20 protein-coding genes and 3 rRNA genes are annotated in these 25,375 nt (G+C 63.4%); 19 read left to right on the forward strand and 4 right to left on the reverse strand.

The genetic code is table 11. The annotated features are described in order from the left end of the window. Positions 1-68: 68 nt before the first annotated feature. The 14 genes from prfA to G6N44_RS25310 all read left to right on the forward strand — a co-directional run bounded on the left by prfA (position 69) and on the right by G6N44_RS25310 (position 12,665). Positions 69-1,172 (forward strand): peptide chain release factor 1, encoded by a 1,104-nt coding sequence (gene prfA / locus G6N44_RS25245; protein WP_163668773.1) that lies wholly within the window; start codon positions 69-71, stop codon positions 1,170-1,172. Next, entirely contained in the window at positions 1,169-2,050 is an 882-nt protein-coding gene (prmC, locus tag G6N44_RS25250) for a peptide chain release factor N(5)-glutamine methyltransferase (protein ID WP_163668774.1), read from the forward strand. The genes prfA and prmC overlap by 4 nt, the downstream gene beginning before the upstream one ends. A 30-nt stretch (positions 2,051-2,080) precedes the next feature. After that, complete coding sequence (locus G6N44_RS25255; RefSeq protein ID WP_163668776.1) at positions 2,081-2,743, forward strand: L-threonylcarbamoyladenylate synthase; 663 nt, start codon at positions 2,081-2,083, stop codon at positions 2,741-2,743. A gap of 7 nt (positions 2,744-2,750) precedes the next feature. Further along, complete coding sequence (locus tag G6N44_RS25260; protein ID WP_163668778.1) at positions 2,751-3,977, forward strand: glycosyltransferase family 4 protein; 1,227 nt, start codon at positions 2,751-2,753, stop codon at positions 3,975-3,977. 288 nt (positions 3,978-4,265) lie between these two features. Beyond that, on the forward strand, positions 4,266-4,712 hold the full coding sequence (locus G6N44_RS25265; RefSeq protein WP_163668780.1) for an ATP synthase subunit I: 447 nt from the start codon (positions 4,266-4,268) through the stop codon (positions 4,710-4,712). Between the two features lie 10 nt (positions 4,713-4,722). Continuing rightward, positions 4,723-5,499 (forward strand): F0F1 ATP synthase subunit A, encoded by a 777-nt coding sequence (gene atpB / locus G6N44_RS25270; RefSeq protein WP_163668782.1) that lies wholly within the window; start codon positions 4,723-4,725, stop codon positions 5,497-5,499. An 82-nt stretch (positions 5,500-5,581) separates the two neighbouring features. Beyond that, entirely contained in the window at positions 5,582-5,842 is a 261-nt protein-coding gene (locus tag G6N44_RS25275; protein ID WP_003888102.1) for a F0F1 ATP synthase subunit C, read from the forward strand. Between the two features lie 9 nt (positions 5,843-5,851). Then, entirely contained in the window at positions 5,852-6,367 is a 516-nt protein-coding gene (locus G6N44_RS25280) for a F0F1 ATP synthase subunit B (protein ID WP_163668784.1), read from the forward strand. Next, on the forward strand, positions 6,368-7,705 hold the full coding sequence (locus tag G6N44_RS25285; protein ID WP_163668786.1) for a F0F1 ATP synthase subunit B/delta: 1,338 nt from the start codon (positions 6,368-6,370) through the stop codon (positions 7,703-7,705). Between the two features lie 47 nt (positions 7,706-7,752). Then, the gene (gene atpA / locus G6N44_RS25290) at positions 7,753-9,402 is read left to right on the forward strand and encodes a F0F1 ATP synthase subunit alpha (protein WP_163668788.1); all 1,650 of its coding nucleotides are present in this window, start codon (positions 7,753-7,755) and stop codon (positions 9,400-9,402) included. 7 nt (positions 9,403-9,409) lie between these two features. Next, positions 9,410-10,333, forward strand: a complete 924-nt coding sequence (locus G6N44_RS25295; RefSeq protein WP_163668790.1) for a F0F1 ATP synthase subunit gamma — start codon at positions 9,410-9,412, stop codon at positions 10,331-10,333. A gap of 40 nt (positions 10,334-10,373) precedes the next feature. Then, complete coding sequence (atpD, locus tag G6N44_RS25300; RefSeq protein WP_163668792.1) at positions 10,374-11,801, forward strand: F0F1 ATP synthase subunit beta; 1,428 nt, start codon at positions 10,374-10,376, stop codon at positions 11,799-11,801. 36 nt (positions 11,802-11,837) lie between these two features. Next, complete coding sequence (locus G6N44_RS25305) at positions 11,838-12,203, forward strand: F0F1 ATP synthase subunit epsilon (RefSeq protein ID WP_163668794.1); 366 nt, start codon at positions 11,838-11,840, stop codon at positions 12,201-12,203. A 15-nt stretch (positions 12,204-12,218) separates the two neighbouring features. Then, complete coding sequence (locus G6N44_RS25310) at positions 12,219-12,665, forward strand: DUF2550 domain-containing protein (protein WP_163668796.1); 447 nt, start codon at positions 12,219-12,221, stop codon at positions 12,663-12,665. Here G6N44_RS25310 and G6N44_RS25315 read toward each other — a convergent pair. Further along, complete coding sequence (locus G6N44_RS25315) at positions 12,659-13,231, reverse strand: cob(I)yrinic acid a,c-diamide adenosyltransferase (protein WP_163668798.1); 573 nt, start codon at positions 13,229-13,231, stop codon at positions 12,659-12,661. The genes G6N44_RS25310 and G6N44_RS25315 overlap by 7 nt on opposite strands. 98 nt (positions 13,232-13,329) lie before the next feature. On the opposite strand from G6N44_RS25315, the gene murA reads away from it, so the two are divergent. The 4 genes from murA (at position 13,330) to rrf (ending at position 20,300) form a co-directional block, all read left to right on the forward strand. After that, positions 13,330-14,586, forward strand: a complete 1,257-nt coding sequence (murA, locus tag G6N44_RS25320) for a UDP-N-acetylglucosamine 1-carboxyvinyltransferase (protein WP_163668800.1) — start codon at positions 13,330-13,332, stop codon at positions 14,584-14,586. 450 nt (positions 14,587-15,036) lie between these two features. Further along, positions 15,037-16,556, forward strand: a 16S ribosomal RNA gene (locus tag G6N44_RS25325). A 376-nt stretch (positions 16,557-16,932) separates the two neighbouring features. Continuing rightward, positions 16,933-20,034: ribosomal RNA gene (locus tag G6N44_RS25330) — 23S ribosomal RNA — on the forward strand. A gap of 152 nt (positions 20,035-20,186) precedes the next feature. Then, positions 20,187-20,300 (forward strand): 5S ribosomal RNA (gene rrf / locus G6N44_RS25335). Together the 16S, 23S and 5S rRNA genes form the textbook arrangement of a ribosomal RNA operon. Positions 20,301-20,402: 102 nt before the next feature. On the opposite strand, the gene G6N44_RS25340 is transcribed toward rrf, so the two are convergent. Further along, positions 20,403-20,900 (reverse strand): methylated-DNA--[protein]-cysteine S-methyltransferase, encoded by a 498-nt coding sequence (locus tag G6N44_RS25340; protein ID WP_163668802.1) that lies wholly within the window; start codon positions 20,898-20,900, stop codon positions 20,403-20,405. Further along, positions 20,897-22,390 carry a DNA-3-methyladenine glycosylase 2 family protein gene (locus G6N44_RS25345; RefSeq protein WP_163668805.1) on the reverse strand — a complete coding sequence of 498 codons (1,494 nt, stop codon included), beginning with the start codon at positions 22,388-22,390 and terminating at the stop codon, positions 20,897-20,899. The genes G6N44_RS25340 and G6N44_RS25345 overlap by 4 nt, the downstream gene beginning before the upstream one ends. 87 nt (positions 22,391-22,477) lie before the next feature. Here G6N44_RS25345 and glsA point away from each other — a divergent pair, with 87 nt between their 5' ends. Continuing rightward, entirely contained in the window at positions 22,478-23,761 is a 1,284-nt protein-coding gene (glsA, locus tag G6N44_RS25350; RefSeq protein WP_163668807.1) for a glutaminase A, read from the forward strand. On the opposite strand, the gene G6N44_RS25355 is transcribed toward glsA, so the two are convergent. Further along, positions 23,758-25,362 (reverse strand): adenylate/guanylate cyclase domain-containing protein, encoded by a 1,605-nt coding sequence (locus G6N44_RS25355; protein WP_163668809.1) that lies wholly within the window; start codon positions 25,360-25,362, stop codon positions 23,758-23,760. The two genes, glsA and G6N44_RS25355, sit on opposite strands and share 4 nt — an antisense overlap. Between the last annotated feature and the right edge of the window lie 13 nt (positions 25,363-25,375).

The following is a 25,375-nucleotide window of genomic DNA, read 5'->3' on the forward strand; positions in this document are numbered from 1 at the left end:
CGATCTGTCGCATATGCGTCAGATCTGGGCGCTGTTCTCGTTTCCGGAGAAAGTTGGAGGAGGCTGACGTGACGGATACCGCTTCTGCTGGATTCCCGGCTCAGCCGGGGGGCGCAATCGAGGCGCTGCTCGCTGAGCACGCGGACCTGGAGCGTCAGCTCGCCGATCCCAACTTGCACGCCGATGCCTCGGCCGCCCGCAAGGTGGGCCGGCGGTTTGCCCAGATCTCACCCGTCGTCGGCACCTACCGCAAACTCGAAGCCGCCCGCGGCGACCTGGAAGCCGCACGCGAACTCGCGGCCGACGACGCCAGCTTCGCCGACGAGGTGGACGAGCTGACCGCCAAGGTCGCCGAACTCGACGCGCAGCTGACCGACCAACTCGCGCCCCGTGACCCGCACGATGCCGATGACATCGTGCTGGAGGTCAAATCCGGGGAAGGTGGGGAGGAGTCGGCACTGTTCGCCGCCGACCTGGCCCGCATGTACATCCGTTACGCCGAGCGCCACGGCTGGACCGTCACGGTGCTCGACGAAACCTGGTCGGATCTCGGCGGCTACAAGGACGCCACCATCACCATCGCCAGTAAGGGTGATGCCGCCGACGGGGTGTGGTCGCGGATGAAGTTCGAGGGTGGTGTCCATCGTGTCCAGCGGGTGCCCGTCACCGAATCGCAGGGTCGCGTGCACACGTCGGCAGCCGGGGTGCTGGTCTACCCCGAACCAGACGACGTCGAGCAGGTGCAGATCGACGAGTCCGACCTGCGCATCGACGTCTACCGGTCCTCGGGCAAGGGCGGCCAAGGAGTTAATACCACCGACTCCGCGGTCCGCATCACGCATCTGCCCACCAACATCGTCGTGACCTGCCAGAACGAGCGCTCGCAGCTGCAGAACAAGGCCCGGGCCATGGTGGTGCTCGCCGCCCGACTGCAGGCGCTGGCCGAGGAGCAGGCGTCGGCCGACGCATCGGCAGACCGGGCCAGCCAGATCCGCACGGTCGACCGCAGCGAACGGATCCGCACCTACAACTTCCCCGAGAACCGGATCGCGGATCACCGCATCAACTTCAAGGCGCACAACCTCGACCAGGTGCTCGACGGAGACATGGACGCGCTGCTCGACGCGCTGGGCGCCGCCGACAAACAGGCCCGGCTCCAGCAGCAGTCATGACGCCGCCCGCCGGCCGAGGTACTACACGGATGCGGCAGGCGGTCGCGGCCGCGACGGCACGCCTGGCCGCCGCCGGCGTCGCTTCCCCGCGTATCGACGCCGAGCTACTGGCCGCGCACGTGGCGGGTGTCGATCGCGGTCGGCTGATGATCCTCGACGACGCCGATGAACAGTTCGAACAGGCCTACGACGAACTCGTCGCCGCCCGGTCCCGCCGGATTCCGCTGCAACATCTGATCGGCACCGCGCCGTTCGGACCCCTGACGCTCACGGTCGGGCCCGGTGTGTTCATCCCGAGGCCGGAGACCGAGGCGCTGCTCGAATGGGCTTTGAAATCAGGTCTAGGGCAGCGTCCTTCGCATCGTCCGCTGATCGTCGACCTGTGCACGGGCTCGGGTGCGCTGGCGCTGGCGCTGGCCGCGCAGTGGCCCGATGCGCGGGTACTGGCGGTGGAGAACTCGCCGGTGGCACTCGAATACGCACGACGCAACGCCGCGGGGACGCGCGTCGAGGTACTGGCCGCCGATGTCACCGCGCCCGGCTTGCTGCCCGAACTCGACGACAGGGTGGACCTGCTGGTGTCCAACCCGCCCTACATCCCCGAGTCCGCTGTCCTGGAACGTGAAGTGGCCGAACATGATCCCGCACAGGCGCTGTTCGGCGGCCCAGACGGCATGTCGGTGATCCGGCCCATCGTCACGCTCGCGGCCCGGTGGTTGCGCGAGGGTGCGTCCTGCGCTGTCGAACACGACGACACCACCTCCGAGCTGTCCGTCGAGGCATTCATCCGCGACGGGCACTTCACCGACGTCGCCGCGCGCCGCGACCTGGCCGGACGACCCCGCTTTGTGACGGCGACCCGGATTGGGAGAAGCTGAGTTGATGCGCGCACCGACCGGGGAGCCGACATGACCATCTTCGATTGCGCCGATGCCGATCAGCGGGCGACCGGCATCGCCTCGGCGATCAGCGCGGTGAAAGGCGGCCGGCTGGTGGTGATGCCGACCGACACCGTCTACGGGATCGGTGCGGACGCCTTCGATCGCGACGCGGTCGGAAGTCTGCTCGCGGCCAAAGGCCGTAGCCGCAACATGCCGGTCGGCGTGTTCGTCGGCTCGTGGAACACCATCGACGGTCTGGTCTACTCGGTGCCCCCGGCCGCCCGCGAATTGATCCGGGCATTCTGGCCGGGTGCCCTGAGCCTGATCGTCACGCAGGCACCGTCGCTGCAGTGGGACCTGGGGGACGCCAACGGCAACGTCATGCTCCGGATGCCGATGCACCCGGTGGCCATCGAGCTGCTGCGGGAAGTCGGCCCGATGGCCCAGTCCAGTGCCAACGTCTCGGGTCAGCCGGCCGCGGTGACGGCGGCCGCGGCCCACGAGCAGCTCGGCGACAAGGTCGAGGTCTATCTCGACGGCGGGCCGGCCGAACAACAGGCCGCGTCTACCATCGTCGATCTCACCGGCGTCCAGCCACGCATCCTGCGGACCGGCCCGATCAGCGCAGGAGACATCGCCCGGGTCGTCGGCGTGGAAACATCCACGCTCACAACGAAACCTACGGAGTGATCTCAGCTTGCTGCAGTACGGTTCATCGGTGATGTCGGCCGGTGACGCAGTGATTCCCGCGGTCAGTTCCGGGCTGCTTGCCCTGTCGGACCAAGGTGCCGGTGTTCCGCTGCGTGAGCTGGCACTGGTCGGACTGACCGCCGCCATCATCACGTATTTCGCCACCGGTTGGGTGCGCGTGCTCGCCATTCGGTTCGGCGCCGTCGCCTATCCGCGCGAACGTGACGTGCATGTGCAACCCACCCCGCGCATGGGTGGGTTGGCGATGTACATCGGGGTGGTCGCCGCGGTGCTGCTGGCCTCACAACTGCCGGCACTCACGCGCGGTTTCGTCTATTCCACCGGCATGCCCGCAGTTGTGGTGGCCGGCGGGCTGATCATGGCCATCGGACTGATCGACGACCGCTGGGGTCTGGACGCCCTGACGAAGTTCGCCGGGCAGATCACTGCGGCCAGCGTGCTGGTCACGATGGGTGTGGCCTGGAGCGTGCTTTACATCCCGTTCGGGGGAGTGGGCACCATCGTGCTCGACCAGGTGTCCTCGATCCTGCTGACGCTTGCACTGACGGTGTCGATCGTCAATGCGATGAACTTCGTCGACGGACTCGACGGCTTGGCCGCAGGCCTCGGGCTCATCACGGCGCTGGCCATCTGTGTGTTCTCGGTCGGTCTGTTGCGTGATCACGGCGGTGATGTCCTGTTCTATCCGCCCGCGGTGATCTCGGTGGTGCTGGCCGGTGCCTGTCTGGGCTTTCTCCCGCACAATTTCCACCGGGCTAAGATCTTCATGGGCGACTCCGGGTCGATGCTGATCGGCCTGATGTTGGGCGCGGCCTCGACCACGGCCGCCGGGCCGATCTCGCAGAACGCCTACGGCGCCCGCGACGCCTTCGCGCTGTTGTCGCCGTTCCTCTTGGTGATCGCCGTGATGCTGGTGCCCGCGCTGGATACGTTGCTGGCGATCGTGCGGCGCACCCGGGCCGGCCGTAGCCCGCTCAGCCCGGACAAGATGCATCTGCACCATCGGTTGCTGCAGATCGGGCACTCGCACCGCCGCGCCGTGCTGCTGATCTACCTGTGGGTGGGCATCATCGCGTTCGGTGCGGCGGCGACGATCTTCTTCGATCCGCGCTACACCGGAGCGGTTGTCGTCGCAGCGATTCTGGTGGCGATCGTGGTGACACTGATACCGCTGTTGCAACGGGGGAACGAAGGCCCCGCAGACGAGGACTGAGCGAAGTACGACGAAAAGTAGTAGGCCTCGTTTAGGGGTGCCTACCATGTGTTAGTCTGCTGCCAGAACCCGAAAAACCTCGCGGGTTGCCGGCCCGGCCCAATCGGTTCGACGAACCGTCAGGTGCCGATCAACGACCGACAAAGGGAGCTACCCCGTGGGTGAATCGAGCCCGCCCGCCGCCCTCCGATATTCTCGTCGGGCACGCACCGGGTTTTGCCAGGGGACCGCAACCGTTGGCACCTCCGAGGGTGCAGCTTTTCGTGACAGCGGGATTGGGGTGAATCAGTGACGACGCCAGCGCAGGACGCGCCGTTGGTGTTCCCATCGGTGGCCTTCCGGCCGCTGCGTCTGCTGATCGTCTGCGTAGCACTGACCGCGCTGGCCGTCGTGGCCGCCGGATTCGCCGGACACATTTTCTTCGGGGTTTTCTTCGGGATCGGACTGGGCCTCGGCTTGGTCAACGCGCTGCTGGTGCGCCGCGCCGTCGAATCGATCACGGCCGAGGATCACCCGCTCAAGAAGAAGATGGCCGTGAACTCCGCGACGCGGTTGCTGGTCATCACCGCGATCGCACTTGCCATCGCATTTGTCTTCAAAACCTCGGGCGGCATCGCGGTGCTGTTCGGGCTGGCTATTTTCCAGGCTCTGCTGGTGATGAGCACCAGCATCCCCGTGCTGCGGAAGATCCGCTCGAACGGCCTGGATGTCTTGGATACGGAATCGAAGGGTTGAGCTGACCTATATGACTCAGACGACGACCGTGCTCGCCGCCGAAGAGGGTGGCGCTGCCATCCACGTCGGCCACCACACGATGGTGTTCGAGCTGTTCGGGATGACGTTCAACGGTGACACCATCCTGGCCACCGCGGTCACCGCGGTGCTCGTGATCGCCCTGGCGTTCGTCCTGCGGGCCAAGGTCACCTCGACCGGCGTGCCGGGCGGTGTGCAGCTGTTCTGGGAGGCGTTGACCATCCAGATGCGTCAGCAGATCGAGGGCTCGATCGGGATGAAGGTCGCGCCCTTCGTGCTGCCGCTGGCGGTGACGATCTTCGTCTTCATCCTGATCTCCAACTGGCTGGCGGTGCTGCCGCTGCAGTACGGGGGCGCGGACGGCGCCGCCGCCGAGTGGTACAAGCCGCCGGCCTCCGACATCAACTTCGTGCTGGCGCTGGCCCTGTTCGTGTTCCTCGCCTACCACACCGCCGGTATCTGGCGTCGCGGCATCATCGGCCACCCGGTCAAGGTGATCAAGGGTCACGTCGCGTTCCTGGCACCGATCAACATCGTCGAAGAGATCGCCAAGCCGATCTCGCTGGCCCTCCGACTTTTCGGCAACATCTTCGCCGGCGGCATCCTGGTCGCGCTGATCGCGATGTTCCCCTGGTACATCCAGTGGGCACCCAACGCGATCTGGAAGACCTTCGATTTGTTCGTCGGCCTGATCCAGGCCTTCATCTTCTCGCTGCTGACGATCCTGTACTTCAGCCAGTCGATGGAGCTGGACCACGACGATCACTGAGCATGACCGGCTAGATCCCTAACAACTGCACAACACGAACCTCTGGCGGCACAGCCACCAGTTATCAAGGAGGATAAAAGGAATGGAACTCGACCCCAACGCCCTCATCACGGCCGGCGCGCTGATCGGTGGCGGTTTGATCATGGGCGGCGGCGCCATCGGCGCTGGTATCGGTGACGGTATCGCGGGTAACGCGCTGATCTCGGGCATTGCCCGTCAGCCCGAGGCCCAGGGCCGGCTCTTCACCCCGTTCTTCATCACCGTCGGTCTGGTGGAGGCCGCGTACTTCATCAACCTGGCCTTCATGGCGCTGTTCGTCTTCGCCACCCCGGGCCTGCAGTAGTCCATCAGCATGGGTGAACTGAGCGCAACGATCCTGGCTTCAAGCCAGGCAGCGGCGGAAGGCGGTGGGGGCCAGAGCAACTTCCTGGTCCCCAACGGCACCTTCTTCGCCGTGCTGATCATTTTCCTGATCACACTCGCTGTGATCGCGAAATGGGTTGTGCCACCGGTCGGCAAGGTGCTGGCAGCGCGCGAAGCGATGCTGGCGAAGACCGCCGCCGACAATCGGAAGTCAGCCGAACAGGTGGCTGCGGCACAAGCCGACTATGACGAGGCGATGGCCGGGGCGCGTACCGAGGCGTCGGCGATCCGTGACGAGGCCCGTGCAGCGGGTCGCGAAGTGGTCGATGCCAAGCGTGCCGAGGCCAACACCGAAGTGGCCGAAACCGTGCGTGCAGCCGATGAGCAGCTTGCTGCCCAGAGTGCAGGCGTGCGGTCGGGTCTGGAGTCGTCGGTGGACGGACTCTCGCAGACCCTGGCCAACCGCATCTTGGGCATCGACGTGAAATCAGGTGGGACGCAGTAGATGTCGATATTTATCGGGCAGCTGATCGGCTTTGCTGTCATCGCATTCATCATTTTCAAGTGGGTTGTGCCGCCGGTGAAGGGCCTGATGGCCAAGCAGCAGGAGGCCATCCGGGTCGCGCTCGCCGAGAGCGCCGAGGCGGCCAAGAAGCTCGCCGACGCCGATGACATGCATGCCAAGGCACTCGCCGCCGCGAAGGCCGAATCGACCAAGGTGACCGACGAGGCCTCGCAGGACTCTGAGCGGATCTCCGCCCAGCTTGCCGAGCAGGCGGGCACGGAGGCCGAGCGGATCAAGACGCAGGGCGCCCAGCAGGTTCAGCTGATGCGCCAGCAGCTCATCCGTCAGCTGCGGACCGGTCTCGGATCGGAGTCGGTGGCCAAGGCCGACGCACTGGTCCGGGCACACGTCGCCGAGCCGGCCGCGCAGGCGGCCACCGTCGATAGGTTCTTGGCCGAACTGGACCAGATGGCCCCGTCGGCCGTGGTGATCGATACCGCCGCGACGGCCAAGCTGCGTGCGGCCAGCCGTGAGTCGCTGGCGGCAGTCGCCGGCAAGTTCGACTCGGTTGCAAGCGGTCTGGATGCCGACGGGCTGAGCACGCTCGCCGACGACCTGACCTCGGTGGCCAAGCTGCTGCTGTCGGAGTCGGCACTGGCCAGGCATCTGGCCGAGCCGACCGACGAAGCCGCTCCCAAGGTGCGTCTGCTGGACACCGTGCTGTCGGACAAGGTCGGCGCCGCCGCTCTGGACGTGTTGCGGACCGCCGTCTCCCAGCGCTGGTCGACCGAGTCGAACCTGGTCGACGCCATTGAACACACCGCACGTCTGGCGCTGCTGAAGCGTGCCGAGACCACCGATGAGGTCGACGAGGTGGAGGACCAGCTGTTCCGGTTCGGCCGCCTGCTCGACGCCGAGCCCAAGCTCTCAGCTCTGCTCAGCGACTACACCGCTCCGGCCGACGGCCGAGTTGCCCTGCTCAACAAGGTGCTCGGCAGCAACGCGAGTGGGAACGGGACGGCGGCGGCGCTGCTGACCCAGACCGTGGGCCTGCTGCGCGGTGAGCGTGCCGACGAGGCCGTCATCGACCTCGCCGAACTCGCGGTCGCCCGTCGCGGTGAAGTGGTCGCTCACGTGACTGCCGCGGCCGACCTGACCGATGCCCAGCGGACCCGGCTGTCGGAGGTGCTCACCCGCATCTACGGACACCCGGTATCCGTGCAGTTGCACGTCGACCCGGAACTGCTCGGTGGTCTGTCGATCACCGTCGGTGACGAAGTGATCGACGGCTCGATCTCGTCCCGACTGGCCGCAGCGGCGACCCAGTTGCCGGACTGACAAGACCCCACGAACCACCCCAAGAACAAGGTAGGAAGACGAAAACCATGGCAGAGTTGACAATCTCGGCTGCTGATATCGAAGGTGCCATCGAGGACTACGTATCCTCGTTTTCCGCCGACACCGAGCGCGAAGAGATCGGCACCGTCGTCGACGCCGGTGACGGTATCGCTCACGTCGAGGGCCTGCCCTCGGTCATGACCCAGGAGCTCCTCGAGTTCCCGGGCGGTGTGTTGGGTGTGGCGCTCAACCTCGACGAGCACAACGTCGGCGCCGTCATCCTGGGTGAGTTCGAGAAGATCGAAGAGGGCCAGCAGGTCAAGCGGACCGGCGAGGTGCTCTCGGTGCCGGTCGGCGACGCGTTCCTCGGTCGTGTCGTCAACCCGCTCGGTCAGCCGATCGACGGCCAGGGCGACATCGAGTCCGAGACCCGGCGCGCACTCGAACTGCAGGCCCCTTCGGTGGTGCAGCGCCAGGGCGTGTCCGAGCCGCTGCAGACCGGTATCAAGGCCATCGACGCCATGACCCCCATCGGCCGTGGCCAGCGTCAGCTGATCATCGGTGACCGCAAGACCGGCAAGACCGCGGTCTGCGTCGACACCATCCTCAACCAGCGTGAGGCCTGGGAGACCGGCGACCCCAAGCAGCAGGTGCGCTGCGTGTACGTCGCCATCGGTCAGAAGGGCACCACCATCGCCAGCGTGAAGCGGGCGCTGGAGGAGGGCGGCGCGATGGAGTACACCACCATCGTCGCGGCCCCCGCCTCCGACCCGGCCGGCTTCAAGTGGCTGGCGCCGTACACCGGTTCGGCCATCGGCCAGCACTGGATGTACGACGGCAAGCACGTGCTGATCGTGTTCGACGACCTCTCCAAGCAGGCCGACGCCTACCGCGCCATCTCGCTGCTGCTGCGCCGTCCGCCGGGCCGCGAGGCATTCCCGGGTGACGTCTTCTACCTGCACTCCCGTCTGCTGGAGCGTTGCGCCAAGCTGTCCGATGAACTCGGCGGTGGTTCGATGACGGGTCTGCCGATCATCGAGACCAAGGCCAACGACATCTCGGCGTTCATCCCGACCAACGTCATCTCGATCACCGACGGCCAGTGCTTCCTGGAGTCCGACCTGTTCAACCAGGGTGTGCGACCGGCCGTCAACGTCGGTGTGTCGGTGTCCCGCGTCGGTGGCGCCGCGCAGATCAAGGCGATGAAGGAAGTCGCAGGAAGTCTCCGTCTGGATCTGTCGCAGTACCGCGAGCTGGAGGCCTTCGCGGCCTTCGCCTCGGATCTGGACGCGGCCTCCAAGGCGCAGCTGGATCGTGGTGTCCGCCTGGTCGAGCTGCTCAAGCAGGCGCAGTACAGCCCGCTGGCAGTCGAGGATCAGGTCGTCTCGATCTTCCTCGGTACCCAGGGCCACCTGGATTCGGTTCCGGCCGAAGACGTGACCCGCTTCGTCGACGAGCTGCTGGAGCATGTCAAGGCCAGCCACGCCGACATCCTCAAGGGCATCAAGGAGACCAAGAAGCTCTCCGAGGAGACCGAGGAGAAGCTGGTCTCGGTCATCAACGAGTTCAAGAAGGGCTTCGCCGCCACCGACGGCAGCTCCGTGGTCGTGAAGGAGGCCGATGCTGAGGCACTCGACCCCGCGGACCTGGAGAAGGAATCGGTCAAGGTCCGCAAGCCGGCTCCGAAGAAGGCCTAGGTAACCAATGGCAGCCACACTTCGCGAGCTACGCGGGCGTATCCGCTCCGCCTCGTCGATCAAGAAGATCACGAAGGCGCAGGAGCTGATCGCCACGTCGCGGATCGCCAAGGCGCAGGCCCGGGTCGATGCGGCCCGGCCCTACGCAGTCGAGATCACCAACATGCTCACCGAGCTTGCCGGTGCCAGCGCGCTGGATCACCCGCTGTTGGTGCAGCGGGAGAACCCCAAGCGGGCCGGTGTGCTGGTGGTGTCCTCGGACCGCGGTCTCTGCGGCGGCTACAACGCCAACGTGCTGCGCCGGGCCGAAGAACTGTTCTCGCTGCTGCGGGAACAGGGCAAGAACCCGGTGCTCTACGTCGTCGGCCGGAAAGCCTTGGGCTACTACAGCTTCCGCCAGCGCACGGTGACCCAGTCGTGGACCGGCTTCTCCGAGCGGCCCACCTACGAGAACGCCAAGGAGATCGCCGACACCCTGGTGGAGACGTTCATGTCTGGCGCTGACGACGACGGCGATGATGCGGGAGCCGACGGCATTCTGGGTGTCGACGAACTCCACATCGTCTCCACCGAATTCCGGTCGATGCTCTCGCAGACCGCGGTCGCCCATCAGATCGCACCGTTGGTCGTCGAGTACGTCGGTGAGCCGGATACCGGTCCGCACACGCTGTATTCGTTCGAGCCGAATGCCGAGGATCTGTTCGACGCGCTGCTGCCGCGCTACATCGCCACGCGCGTGTACGCAGCGCTGCTGGAGGCAGCGGCCTCGGAGTCGGCTTCGCGCCGGCGCGCGATGAAGTCGGCGACCGACAACGCCGACGATCTGATCAAGGCACTCACGCTCGCGGCCAACCGCGAACGTCAGGCGCAGATCACCCAGGAAATCAGCGAGATCGTGGGCGGCGCGAACGCGCTGGCCGACGCGCGCTAGCCGGATAAAGACGAAAGCCTCGTAGGAAAGCGAAGAGAGAATGACTGCTACTGCAGAAAAGACCGCGGGCCGCGTAGTCCGTATCACCGGCCCGGTGGTGGATATTGAGTTCCCGCGCGGTGCCGTGCCCGCGCTGTTCAACGCGCTGCACGCCGACATCACCTATGGTGCGCTCGCGAAGACCCTGACGCTTGAGGTTGCCCAGCACCTCGGCGACAGCCTGGTGCGCTGCATCTCCATGCAGCCCACCGACGGCCTGGTGCGTGGCACCGACGTTCGCGACACCGGCGCCTCGATCTCGGTGCCCGTCGGCGACGGCGTCAAGGGCCACGTGTTCAACGCCCTCGGCGACTGCCTCGACGAGCCCGGCTACGGCAAGGACTTCGATCACTGGTCGATCCACCGCAAGCCGCCGGCTTTCGCCGACCTGGAGCCCCGCACCGAGATGCTGGAGACCGGTCTGAAGGTCGTCGACCTGCTCACGCCGTACGTGCGTGGCGGCAAGATCGCCCTGTTCGGTGGCGCCGGTGTGGGTAAGACGGTTCTGATCCAGGAGATGATCAACCGTATTGCCCGCAACTTCGGTGGTACCTCGGTGTTCGCCGGCGTGGGTGAGCGCACCCGTGAGGGCAACGACCTGTGGGTGGAGCTCGCCGACGCCAACGTGCTCAAGGACACCGCGTTGGTGTTCGGCCAGATGGACGAGCCGCCAGGCACCCGTATGCGCGTCGCCCTGTCGGCCCTGACCATGGCCGAGTACTTCCGCGACGAGCAGAACCAGGACGTGCTGCTCTTCATCGACAACATCTTCCGGTTCACCCAGGCCGGTTCCGAGGTGTCGACCCTGCTGGGTCGTATGCCTTCGGCCGTGGGTTACCAGCCGACGCTGGCCGACGAGATGGGTGAGCTGCAGGAGCGCATCACCTCGACCCGTGGACGCTCGATCACCTCGATGCAGGCCGTGTACGTGCCCGCCGACGACTACACCGACCCGGCGCCGGCCACCACGTTCGCCCACCTGGATGCCACCACAGAGCTTTCGCGTGCGGTGTTCTCCAAGGGCATCTTCCCCGCCGTGGACCCGCTGGCTTCGTCCTCGACGATCCTGCACCCGAGCGTCGTCGGCGACGAGCACTACCGTGTCGCCCAGGAAGTCATCCGGATCCTGCAGCGCTACAAGGATCTTCAGGACATCATCGCCATCCTCGGTATCGACGAGCTGTCGGAAGAGGACAAGGTGCTGGTGTACCGCGCCCGTAAGATCGAGCGCTTCCTGAGCCAGAACATGATGGCGGCCGAGCAGTTCACCGGTCAGCCCGGTTCGACCGTGCCGCTCAAGGAGACCATCGAGGCCTTCGACAAGCTGGCCAAGGGCGAGTTCGATCACCTGCCCGAGCAGGCGTTCTTCCTCATCGGTGGTCTCGACGACCTGGCGAAGAAGGCCGAAAGCCTCGGCGCCAAGCTGTGATGACCAAGCCGTTCGGAAACAGAGAGGTGGTGTGGAATGGCTGATTTGAACGTCGAGATCGTTGCCGTTGAGCGTGAGCTCTGGTCCGGCACCGCTACGTTCGTCTTCACCCGGACCACCGCTGGCGAGATCGGCATCCTGCCGCGGCACATCCCGTTGGTGGCACAGCTGGTCGACGACGCCATGGTGCGGGTCGAGCGCGAAGGCGAAGACGATCTGCGGATCGCCGTTGACGGCGGTTTCCTGTCGGTGACCGAGGAGACGGTCCGGATCCTGGTGGAGAACGCGCAGTTCGAATCTGAGATCGACGCGGACTCGGCCAAGCAGGACGCGGAGTCCGACGACGAGCAGACAGCGGCCTGGGGTCGGGCGCGCTTGCGCGCTGTCGGCCAGATCGACTGACGACAGAGACGACAGATGAGCGCGCCCATGATCGGCATGGTCGCGCTCGTCTGCGTTCTGCTCCTGGCAGTCGGTGCCCTCAGTTACCGACTGTGGAAGTTGCGTCAGGTCGGCGGGACTGCTGCCATCCTTCGCGATTTTCCCGCCGACGGCGGTAGCGGCTGGCGACATGGAGTGATGCGCTATCGCGGAGGGGAAGCCGGGTTCTACCGGCTGTCCAGCATGCGGTGGTGGCCTGACCGGCGATTGAGCCGGCGGGGGCTGGAAGTGGTGTCGCGCCGCACCCCCCGGGGCGACGAGTTCGACATCATGACCGATGCAACGGTCATCCTCGAGCTACGCGACAGCAGTCCCGAACGCCGGCAGGGGTATGAGATCGCCCTGGACCGGGGCGCACTGACGGCGTTCACGTCCTGGCTTGAGTCGCGGCCATCACCGCGAGCTCGCCGTCGTAGTTACTGATCCGTTCCGGGTTTCCAGAGGACGTCGCCATCCGGGTTCGCGACCCGCGACAGGATGAACAACAGATCCGACAGCCGGTTGAGGTACTTCGCCGGCAGCACACTGACCGAATCCCCGTGCTGGTCCACCGCGGTCCACGCTGACCGTTCAGCTCGGCGAGTCACCGTCCGGGCAACATGGAGCAGTGCGGACAGGGAAGTGCCGCCGGGCAGGATGAACGAATTGAGCGCCGGAAGCGCCTCGTTGAACTCGTCGCACCACGTCTCCAGACGGTCGATGTAGGCCTGGGAGATTCGCAGCGGCGGGTGCTCGGGGTTTTCCACGACCGGAGTGGACAGGTCGGCACCGGCGTCGAACAGGTCGTTCTGGATCTGCCGCAATACCTTCAGGATTTGCTGACCGGGTTCGCCCAGGGCGACTGCGACGCCGATGGCAGCGTTGGCTTCGTCACAGTCGGCGTAGGCCGCCAACCTCGAATCATTCTTGGAAACCCTGCTGAAGTCACTCAGCCCGGTCGTGCCGTCGTCGCCGGTGCGCGTGTAGATACGCGTGAGATGAACTGCCATAGCTGAACGGTACCGGGCGTGAAGGAGAAGCCAGTCGTGCTCACCGGATCTGTCCGAGCAGGCGGAAACTCGACGCGAGGCTGTCTACACTGACCGGCGTGAGCGAGCGTTTCTTGGTGACCGGAGGCAACCGGTTGTCAGGCGAAGTTGCTGTCGGTGGGGCAAAGAACAGTGTGCTGAAACTGATGGCGGCCGCACTGCTGGCCGAGGGCACCAGCACGATCACCAACTGCCCCGACATTCTCGATGTGCCGCTGATGGCCGAGGTGCTGCGGGGATTGGGCGCAACCGTCGAGCTGGACGGTGACATCGTGCGGATCACCTCGCCCGACGAACTCAAGTACGACGCCGATTTCGCGGCGGTCCGCCAGTTCCGCGCCTCAGTGTGTGTGCTGGGACCACTCGTCGGACGCTGCAAGAAGGCCAGAGTCGCGCTTCCCGGCGGTGACGCGATCGGGTCGCGGCCGCTGGATATGCACCAGGCCGGGTTACGCCAGCTGGGGGCGACCTGCAATATCGAGCACGGTTGTGTGGTGGCCGAGGCCGACCATCTGCGGGGGGCCGAGATCCAGCTGGAGTTTCCGTCAGTCGGAGCGACCGAGAACATCCTGATGGCCGCGGTACTGGCTGAGGGTGTCACCACGATCCATAACGCTGCGCGCGAACCCGACATCGTCGACATCTGCGCGATGCTCAACCAGATGGGCGCCAAGGTCAGCGGTGCGGGGACTTCGACGTTGACGATCACCGGGGTCGACCGGCTCTATCCCACGCAACACCGGGTGATCGGTGACCGGATCGTGGCCGCCACGTGGGGGATAGCCGCGGCGATGACGCGCGGAGACATCTCGGTGACGGGCGTGGACCCGCAACATCTGCAGTTGGTGCTGCACAAGTTGCACGACGCCGGTGCGACAGTGACCCAGAACGACGACGGTTTCCGGGTGGTCCAATACGAGCGGCCCAAAGCGGTGAACGTGGCGACGCTGCCGTTCCCCGGATTCCCGACCGATCTGCAGCCGATGGCGATCGGACTGGCGGCCATAGCCGACGGCACCTCGATGATCACCGAGAACGTGTTCGAAGCCAGGTTCCGTTTCGTCGAGGAGATGATCCGGCTCGGAGCTGATGCACGGACCGACGGTCACCATGCGGTGGTGCGGGGGATCCCGCAGCTTTCGAGTGCTCCGGTGTGGTCCTCGGACATCCGGGCCGGCGCCGGCCTGGTGCTCGCCGGCCTGGTCGCCGACGGCGAAACCGAGGTTCACGACGTGTTCCACATCGATCGCGGCTACCCGTTGTTCGTAGAAAACCTCTTGAGCCTCGGAGCCGAGATCGAGAGAGTAGGCTCCTAGTCAGACGTCCGAGTCTGTTCCTGAGCCTCGATATCGCGCTGACCAGCTGATTTGACCTTATGGGCTGGCCCGGGCTAATCTTTTGAAGTCGCCGCGGAGCGGGTGAAACACCCCGGACCAGAGCGATTTGACAAGCCAGCGGAGATCGTACTAAGCTGGCGAGGTTGCCTCAGACCGGATGAAATAAGCCAAAAAGAAGCAATTTGACTTGCCGGCGAGCTTCAAATTAAGCTGGTGAGGTTGCCCCAAAACAGGGTGACAAAGAAGAAAAAGTCTGTTGTTTGAGAACTCAATAGTGTGTTTGGTGGTTTTTGTTTGTTGTTTTTTGGCCATGCTCTTTTTCCCGTTTAGGGTGTGGTTTTGTTTTTTTGATGCCAGTTTGTTGGTGTCTTTTGTTTTGATCGGATTTTTCTGATTCGAATTCTGCCTGTCCTTGGGATGGGAAGTTTTTGTTTGGAGAGTTTGATTCTGGCTCAGGACGAACGCTGGCGGCGTGCTTAACACATGCAAGTCGAACGGAAAGGCCCTTCGGGGTACTCGAGTGGCGAACGGGTGAGTAACACGTGGGTGATCTGCCCTGCACTTTGGGATAAGCCTGGGAAACTGGGTCTAATACCGAATATGACCATGCACTTCCTGGTGTGTGGTGGAAAGCTTTTGCGGTGTGGGATGGGCCCGCGGCCTATCAGCTTGTTGGTGGGGTAATGGCCTACCAAGGCGACGACGGGTAGCCGGCCTGAGAGGGTGACCGGCCACACTGGGACTGAGATACGGCCCAGACTCCTACGGGAGGCAGCAGTGGGGAATATTGCACAATGGGCGCAAGCCTGATGCAGCGACGCCGCGTGAGGGATGACGGCCTTCGGGTTGTAAACCTCTTTCAATAGGGACGAAGCGCAAGTGACGGTACCTATAGAAGAAGGACCGGCCAACTACGTGCCAGCAGCCGCGGTAATACGTAGGGTCCGAGCGTTGTCCGGAATTACTGGGCGTAAAGAGCTCGTAGGTGGTTTGTCGCGTTGTTCGTGAAAACTCACAGCTTAACTGTGGGCGTGCGGGCGATACGGGCAGACTAGAGTACTGCAGGGGAGACTGGAATTCCTGGTGTAGCGGTGGAATGCGCAGATATCAGGAGGAACACCGGTGGCGAAGGCGGGTCTCTGGGCAGTAACTGACGCTGAGGAGCGAAAGCGTGGGGAGCGAACAGGATTAGATACCCTGGTAGTCCACGCCGTAAACGGTGGGTACTAGGTGTGGGTTTCCTTCCTTGGGATCCGTGCCGTAGCTAACGCATTAAGTACCCCGCCTGGGGAGTACGGCCGCAAGGCTAAAACTCAAAGAAATTGACGGGGGCCCGCACAAGCGGCGGAGCATGTGGATTAATTCGATGCAACGCGAAGAACCTTACCTGGGTTTGACATGCACAGGACGCCGGCAGAGATGTCGGTTCCCTTGTGGCCTGTGTGCAGGTGGTGCATGGCTGTCGTCAGCTCGTGTCGTGAGATGTTGGGTTAAGTCCCGCAACGAGCGCAACCCTTGTCTCATGTTGCCAGCACGTAATGGTGGGGACTCGTGAGAGACTGCCGGGGTCAACTCGGAGGAAGGTGGGGATGACGTCAAGTCATCATGCCCCTTATGTCCAGGGCTTCACACATGCTACAATGGCCGGTACAAAGGGCTGCGATGCCGTGAGGTGGAGCGAATCCTTTCAAAGCCGGTCTCAGTTCGGATCGGGGTCTGCAACTCGACCCCGTGAAGTCGGAGTCGCTAGTAATCGCAGATCAGCAACGCTGCGGTGAATACGTTCCCGGGCCTTGTACACACCGCCCGTCACGTCATGAAAGTCGGTAACACCCGAAGCCGGTGGCCTAACCCCTTGTGGGAGGGAGCCGTCGAAGGTGGGATCGGCGATTGGGACGAAGTCGTAACAAGGTAGCCGTACCGGAAGGTGCGGCTGGATCACCTCCTTTCTAAGGAGCACCATTTTGATTCCCCCGCCCCCACGACTGTGGGAGCAGTGCGGTTGGGATATTTCAGTCAGGGATCTGTAGTGGGTTTCTGGTGGGTGCATATGACAAACGTTGAGCCGGCGTGGGAAATCGCTGGTGATGAAACTGCTGAACACACTATTGGGCTTTGAGACAACAGGCCCGTTTTTCCCTGGCCCCTGTGTGGGGTGGGAGGCGTGTTGTTGCTCCATCTTTGGTGGTGGGGTGTGGTGTTTGATTTGTGGATAGTGGTTGCGAGCATCTAGCACGCATAATGTGGCGCCGGCCTTCGGGTGGGTGCTGTTTTTGTGTGCAATTGATGTGCAATTTCTTTTGAAACTCATTTTTGGTGTTTGTGTTGTAAGTGTTTAAGGGCGCATGGTGGATGCCTTGGCACTGGGAGCCGATGAAGGACGTTGGAGGCTGCGATATGCCTCGGGGAGCTGCCAACCGAGCGTTGATCCGAGGATGTCCGAATGGGGAAACCCAGCACGAGTGATGTCGTGTTACCTGTACCTGAATACATAGGGTGCAGGGGGGAACGCGGGGAAGTGAAACATCTCAGTACCCGTAGGAAGAGAAAACAAAAGTGATTCCGTGAGTAGTGGCGAGCGAAAGCGGAGGATGGCTAAACCGTATGCATGTGATACCAGGTAGGGGTTGTGTGTGCGGGGTTGTGGGACCTGTTTTTCCAGTTCTACCTGACTGGAGGGTAGTGAGAAAATGTCGTGGTTAACGGAAGTGGTTTGGGATGACCTGCCGTAGACGGTGAGAGCCCGGTACGTGAAAACCTGACATCTGCCTTGAACAGTGTTCCCGAGTAGCAGCGGGCCCGTGAAATCTGCTGTGAATCTGCCGGGACCACCCGGTAAGCCTGAATACTTCCCAGTGACCGATAGCGGATTAGTACCGTGAGGGAATGGTGAAAAGTACCCCTGGGAGGGGAGTGAAATAGTACCTGAAACCGTGCGCTTACAATCCGTCAGAGCCCTCCTTCGTGGTGGGGTGATGGCGTGCCTTTTGAAGAATGAGCCTGCGAGTCAGGGACATGTCGCGAGGTTAACCCGTGTGGGGTAGCCGCAGCGAAAGCGAGTCTGAATAGGGCGTATCCAATCCAGAGGGGTTGGTGTAGTGGTGTGTTCTGGACCCGAAGCGGAGTGATCTACCCATGGCCAGGGTGAAGCGCGGGTAAGACCGCGTGGAGGCCCGAACCCACTTAGGTTGAAGACTGAGGGGATGAGCTGTGGGTAGGGGTGAAAGGCCAATCAAACTCCGTGATAGCTGGTTCTCCCCGAAATGCATTTAGGTGCAGCGTCACATGTTTCTTGTTGGAGGTAGAGCTACTGGATGGCCGATGGGCCCCACAGGGTTACTGACGTCAGCCAAACTCCGAATGCCGACAAGTCCAAGAGTGTGGCAGTGAGACGGCGGGGGATAAGCTCCGTGCGTCGAGAGGGAAACAGCCCAGATCGCCGGCTAAGGCCCCTAAGCGTGTACTAAGTGGAAAAGGATGTGCAGTCGCGAAGACAACCAGGAGGTTGGCTTAGAAGCAGCCACCCTTGAAAGAGTGCGTAATAGCTCACTGGTCAAGTGATTGTGCGCCGATAATGTAGCGGGGCTCAAGTACACCGCCGAAGCCGCGGCAACGAACTTGTTTCGTTGGGTAGGGGCGTCCTGCATCCGGTGAAGCAGCAGAGTGATCTAGCTGTGGAGGGTGTGGGAGTGAGAATGCAGGCATGAGTAGCGAATAGGCAAGTGAGAACCTTGCCCGCCGAAAGACCAAGGGTTCCTGGGCCAGGCCAGTCCTCCCAGGGTGAGTCGGGACCTAAGGCGAGGCCGACAGGCGTAGTCGATGGACAACGGGTTGATATTCCCGTACCCGTGTATGTGCGTCCATGATGAATCCATTGTGCTAACCATCCAAAACCGTCGTGACCGATCCCTTCGGGGTGAGGCGTTGACGGGGCTGCGTGGGACCCCGGTGGGTAGTAGTCAAGCGATGGGGTGACGCAGGAAGGTAGCCGTACCAGTCAGTGGTTGTACTGGGGTAAGCCGGTAGGGAGAAACGTAGGCAAATCCGCGTTTCATATATCCTGAGAGGTGATGCATAGCCGTTTGAGGCGAATTCGGTGATCCTATGCTGCCAAGAAAAGCCTCTAGCGAGGACATACACGGCCCGTACCCCAAACCAACACAGGTGGTCAGGTAGAGAATACTAAGGCGTACGAGTGAACTATGGTTAAGGAACTCGGCAAAATGCCCCCGTAACTTCGGGAGAAGGGGGACCCCCATATCGTCAAGGCTTTTGCGGCCGGCAGCGGGAGGGTGGCTGTTTACTAAAAACACAGGTCCGTGCGAAGTCGCAAGACGATGTATACGGACTGACGCCTGCCCGGTGCTGGAAGGTTAAGAGGACCCGTTAACCCTTCGGGGTGAAGCGGAGAATTTAAGCCCCAGTAAACGGCGGTGGTAACTATAACCATCCTAAGGTAGCGAAATTCCTTGTCGGGTAAGTTCCGACCTGCACGAATGGCGTAACGACTTCTCAACTGTCTCAACCATAGACTCGGCGAAATTGCACTACGAGTAAAGATGCTCGTTACGCGCGGCAGGACGAAAAGACCCCGGGACCTTCACTACAACTTGGTATTGGTGCTCGATACGGTTTGTGTAGGATAGGTGGGAGACTGTGAAATTCACACGCCAGTGTGGGTGGAGTCGTTGTTGAAATACCACTCTGATCGTATTGGGCCTCTAACCTCGGACCGTATATCCGGTTCAGGGACAGTGCCTGGTGGGTAGTTTAACTGGGGCGGTTGCCTCCTAAAATGTAACGGAGGCGCCCAAAGGTTCCCTCAACCTGGACGGCAATCAGGTGTTGAGTGTAAGTGCACAAGGGAGCTTGACTGCGAGACATACATGTCGAGCAGGGACGAAAGTCGGGACTAGTGATCCGGCACCTCTGAGTGGAAGGGGTGTCGCTCAACGGATAAAAGGTACCCCGGGGATAACAGGCTGATCTTCCCCAAGAGTCCATATCGACGGGATGGTTTGGCACCTCGATGTCGGCTCGTCGCATCCTGGGGCTGGAGCAGGTCCCAAGGGTTGGGCTGTTCGCCCATTAAAGCGGCACGCGAGCTGGGTTTAGAACGTCGTGAGACAGTTCGGTCTCTATCCGCCGCGCGCGTCAGAAGCTTGAGGAAATCTGTCCCTAGTACGAGAGGACCGGGACGGACGAACCTCTGGTGTACCAGTTGTTCCACCAGGAGCACGGCTGGATAGCCACGTTCGGACAGGATAACCGCTGAAAGCATCTAAGCGGGAAACCCCCTCCAAGACCAGGCTTCTCACCCTTTTAGAGGGATAAGGCCCCCCGCAGACCACGGGATTGATAGGTCAGACCTGGAAGCCCAGCAATGGGTGAAGGGAACTGGCACTAACCGGCCGAAAACTTACAACAACCAACAAACAACCAATGTTTGATGAGTTTCAAGTAAGACGCACATCTGCTACGCAACCACACCACAAACACACCCACACTTGTGTCGGGAGTGCTACACGCACCCCACCACCAAAACACAAGATGTACACTCAACAACGAGTGAATAGAGTTACGGCGGTCCATAGCGGCAGGGAAACGCCCGGTCCCATCCCGAACCCGGAAGCTAAGCCTGCCAGCGCCGATGATACTACCCTGTCGGGTGGAAAAGTAGGTCACCGCCGAACACAAATTAAGACCCGAGCCCTCCAATACCCATTGGAGGGCTCGGGCATTTGTGTAGGTAGGGGTGTTTTCAATTCGGAATCAGAATTGAAAACACCCCCAATTCAATTGAAGAGAGCCGGCGTTGTGCGGCTTTTCTCCAATTCCAATAAAGCCCGTTTGCGGTCCAGTCCGCCTCCGTATCCGGTGAGGCTGCCATTCGCACCGATCACGCGGTGGCACGGCACGATGATGCCGATCGGATTGTGTCCATTGGCCAGGCCGACCGCTCTCGAAGCGGCCGGTGAGCCGATCCGCCGGGCGATGTCACCGTATGTGCATGTCTCGCCGTACGGGATGGTCTGCAGGGCGTCCCACACGCGGCGCTGGAACTGGGTGCCCACCATGTCGAGCCTGAGGTCGAATTCAGTACGTTCGCCGGCGAAGTAGGCCGTCAGTTGTTCGACAACGTCGGCGAAGGCGGTGTCGGCGCGCTCCCAGCCTTCGCGGCTCGGCTCATACGTTTGATCGACCATCCGCAGATGCATCAACCGCCCATCGCGGCCTGCCAACGTGAGGAGGCCGACGGGGCTGTCCATCGTGCGGTAATGCAGGGTCGTCATGACTTCTCCTGTCGATCGTGCGGGGGCCATTCGTTCACCGCATGGTCCAGGGTGGTCCACAGGTGTTGTGTCGCGTACGCGCGCCATGGGCGCCATCTGGCGCTGTGTTCCACCAGCCCGTCTGCGGGGAGTCCGAGGTGCCCGGCAGCCGCGCGTACGCCGAGATCGGTGGCGGGGAAGGCATCCGGGTCGCCGAGGCCGCGCATGGCGATCACCTCAGTCGTCCATGGGCCGACACCGGGAAGATCCAGCAGCTGCTCGCGGGCGCGGTCCCAGTCGCATCCGGGATCGAGGAACAGGTGGCCGTCGGCGATTGCCTGCACCACGGCGGTCACGGTGCGCTTGCGGGATGCCGGCATCGCCAGATCGGCGGGATCCAGACCGGCGAGGTCGGAGATGCTGGGAAACACATGAGTCAGTCCACCTGCCTCGTCCGCGATCGGCGTTCCGTAACGGGCGACGAGGCGACCCACGTGGGTGCGAGCGGCCTTGATCGACACCTGCTGGCCGATCACCACCCGGAGTGCGAGTTCGGCCTCGTCGACGGTGCGGGGGATCCGTTGGCCCGGCGCCTTGGCCACCACCGCGGTCAGCGCCGAATCGGCCTGGAGTGCGTCCACGACCGCCTCGGGATCGGCGTCGAGGTCCAGCAACCGCCGGCACCGCGCGATGGCGGCCGACAGGTCACGGAAGTCGTCGAGGGTCAGCTGACAGCGGACATGGTCGGGTGCCGGTGTCAGACCGACCACACCGTGGCCGTGCGGTAGCCGCAGGGTGCGCCGGAACTGCCCGTCGCGCACCTCTTCCAGCCCGGGGACCGCACTGGCGGCCAAATGGCCGAACAGCCCTTCGTAGGAGAACGGCGTCCGTACCGGCAGCCGTAGCGAAAGGACGCCGGGAGCGGCGGAAACCTCGGTGGAGAATCGGCTCCGGGCCCGTAGGCGGAGCTGGGTCGGCGTCAGATCGCACACCGCGCGCACGGTGTCGTTGAACTGCCGGATGCTGGCGAATCCGGCGGCGAACGCGACGTCCGCGAACGGCAGCCCGGTGGTTTCGATCAGAACACGAGCCGTCTGGGTGCGCTGCGCCCGGGCCAGCGCCAGGGGATTGGCGCCCAGTTCGGCCTGCATGATGCGTTGCAACTGCCGGGTCGTGTAGCCGACGCGGCCGGCCAGTCCCGTCACCCCTTCGCGGTCCACGGTTCCGTCGGCGATGAGCCGCATGCATCGCGCCACGATGTCGCCACGCACGTTCCATTCCGGGGAACCGGGGGAGGCGTCGGGGCGGCACCGTTTGCAGGCCCGGAACCCGGCTGCCTGGGCGGCCGCGGCAGTCGGATAGAACCGCATGTTCCGGGCAAAAGGTGGGCGCACCGGGCAGCTGGGGCGGCAATAGATACCGGTGGTGAGCACGGCGGTGACAAACCAGCCGTCAAACCGTGCGTCCTTGGACTGGACTGCCCGGTAACAGCGGTCGAAATCTTCGTGCATGGGTTCCACGATGGCACGGGTGCTCCCACTTCACTAGCGGGAAAGCGACATGGTCGTGACGGTCGGCTCGCGGCTAGACTCCGACCTGTGGCCGAGTTGGTGCAGCATTATCTGGACCGGATTCGTGCCGAGCAGGTCGATCTGCGTGATGGCGCCGTGGCGAATTACATCCCCGAACTTGCCGACGTCGACCCCGAGGGTTTCGCGCTCAGCTTGTCTTCCTCGGACGGCTATGTCTACGAGTCCGGCGATGCCGCAGTTGAATTCACCATCCAATCGATCTCCAAGCCGTTCACCTATGCCCTGGCGCTCGGCCAGATCGGCCAGGATGCCGTCGACGCCAAGATCGGTGTCGAACCCTCCGGTGAAGCGTTCAACGAAATCAGCGTCGACGACGTCACCAAGACGCCGAAAAACCCGATGATCAACGCCGGTGCGATTGCCGCTGTTTCCTTGATCCCCGGCGCCAGTACCGAGGAGCGGTTCGACCGCATCCACGAGTTCTACTCGGCGTGTGCGGGGCGAAGGCTCGAGATCGACATGAATGTGTACGCCTCGGAGAAGGCAACCGGCAACCGGAATCGGGCTATCGCCTACATGTTGGCCAGTTTCGGTGTGCTGGACGGTGATCCAGACGAGGTGCTGGACGTGTACTTCCGGCAGTGCTCGGTCAGGGTGACCAGTACGGACCTGGCCCGGATGGCCGCCACATTGGCGCGGGGCGGGTTCAACCCCTTGACCGGCCGGCGGGTCATCGAGGCGAACGTGGTGCGGCGCACCCTGAGTGTGATGGTGACCTGCGGGATGTACGACGCCGCGGGCGACTGGGTCAGTGCCGTGGGCATGCCCGCCAAGAGCGGGGTCGGTGGTGGCATCGTGGCGGTGCTGCCCGGCCAACTCGGCATCGGCGTTTACTCTCCACGTCTGGATGTTCGCGGCAACAGTGTGCGCGGCGTACAGACGTGCCGAAACCTGTCCTCGCAGCTGGGATTGCACTTTCTCAGCGTGACCCGGGAGTCGTCGTCGACGTTGCGGGCGGTGTTCGATGCGGGCCCGGGCATCCGGGTCTACGAGGTCCAGGGGGATCTGTTGTTCGCCGGGGCAGAGCAGGTGCTGCGGACCGCCGAGCACGACCGCGACGAGTACGAGGTGGCCGTGCTGGACGTCACGCGGGTCGACGACATCAACGACGCCGCCCGCGGCATGCTCACCGGAATGCGCGCCAGCCTGTCCCGGGTGGGCAAGGAGGCGTGCCTCGTCGACCCGGACGGTCGCGTGGTGCCCGCCGAGCGGCGCGACGAATACGACACCATCGTGTTCCGGACCCTCGACGAAGCGGTCGACGCGGCACGGCAGTGGAGCGCCGGTTAGGTCGGTACGGCCACCCGGGTCGGCTCGCCCAGACCCCGCAGGGTCACCGATTCGCCCAGTGACCAACGGGCACTTTCGGCTTCGGACGCATTGGAGACCGTGTCCGACGATGCCACCAGGTGTCCGGGCACCTGTTTGGAGTAATCGCACAGCCGCGCGGCCTCGTTGACCGGCTCTCCGATCACGGTGTACTCAAAGCGCTCCTTGGCGCCGACGTTCCCTGCCACCACCTGGCCGGCTGCCACCCCGATGCCTGCCTTGAGCTCGGGCACCTCGGTACGCAGCCGCCGCGCGATCGCCCGTGCGGCTCCCAGGGCTTCATCCTCGGCGTTTGGCAGTGAGACCGGCGCACCGAACACGGCCAGGATTGCGTCACCCTCGAACTTGTTGACCAGACCGCGGTGATTGTCGACCTCGTCGACGATGACCGCGAAGAACCGGTTGAGCAGATCGACCACCTCGACCGCAGGTCGCGTGGTCACCAGCTGCGTCGAGCCGATGACATCGACGAAAATCACTGCGGCGTGGCGCTCCTCGCCGCCGAGGACGGGCTTCTCCTGTTCGGCCAGGGCGGCGACCTCGCGGCCGACGTGACGGCCGAACAGGTCACGGACCCGCTCGCGCTCGCGCAGACCGTGGACCATCGAGTTGAAACCGCGTTGCAGCTGGCCGAGTTCGGTCCCGTCGAACACCACCAGATTGGTGTCTAGATCGCCTTGTTCTACGCGATTGAGGGCGGCACGCACCGCCCGGATCGGGGTAGCGGTCAGATAGGACAGGATCCACATCAGCAGGAAGCCGAAGATCAACGCGAACGAGCCGAGACCGATGACTGCGTAAGCGAATTGGGTCGGGGTCAGGGTATTGAGCGTCACGGCGAACACCGCCGCCAGCATGATGCCGAGGATGGGTACGCCTGAGCTCAGCGCCCAGACCACCATGGTGCGGCCCATGATGCCCGGAGCCAGCCGGACCGGGGGCGGCCCGGCCTCCAGCGCCTGCGCGGCGACCGGTCGCAGTGCGAACTCGGTGAACAGATGACAGCTGACCGACACCACGATGCCGGGAAAGCTGATGCCCAGTAGGAACTTCGGAATGTAGTCCGTGTCGGCGAGACCGTAGAGCGTCGTCAACAGCGCGGTGCCTGCTCCCCACAGGAACAGCAGTACGCGAGTGAGCCGGAACGGAGCGAAGAACGTGTTCCGCTGATCCTGGAGGGTGGGTGGTCGCTCTTCGATCGCCCACCGCACGTTGTCGATCACCCGGGTCGTCGCCCAGAAGACCCCGACGATCAACGCCGCGACCATATAGATGGGGGCCACGATGAAGGTGATCCAGCGGACCGTCGGATCGAACACATCCGGAGTCGGGAACAGCAACGTGACGATGATCATCGAGATGCCGATGCCGAGCAGGTTCACGAGGATCACGAACGTCGTGAGAATGACCTGGATACGCACCCTGCGACGGCGCTGGCTCTCCGATACCTGGCCGAGCACCCATGATCCGTATTCCGGTGTGTTCGGCAGCCTGCTGTTCTGGCGCGTGACGCCCTCAAGGACTCGACCCAGCTGCCGCGCCAGCGATTTGTCGGCTTTCATTGTGGCGTCAGCC

Origin of the sequence: Mycolicibacterium alvei (assembly GCF_010727325.1) — a bacterium.
Lineage (GTDB): Bacteria > Actinomycetota > Actinomycetes > Mycobacteriales > Mycobacteriaceae > Mycobacterium > Mycobacterium alvei.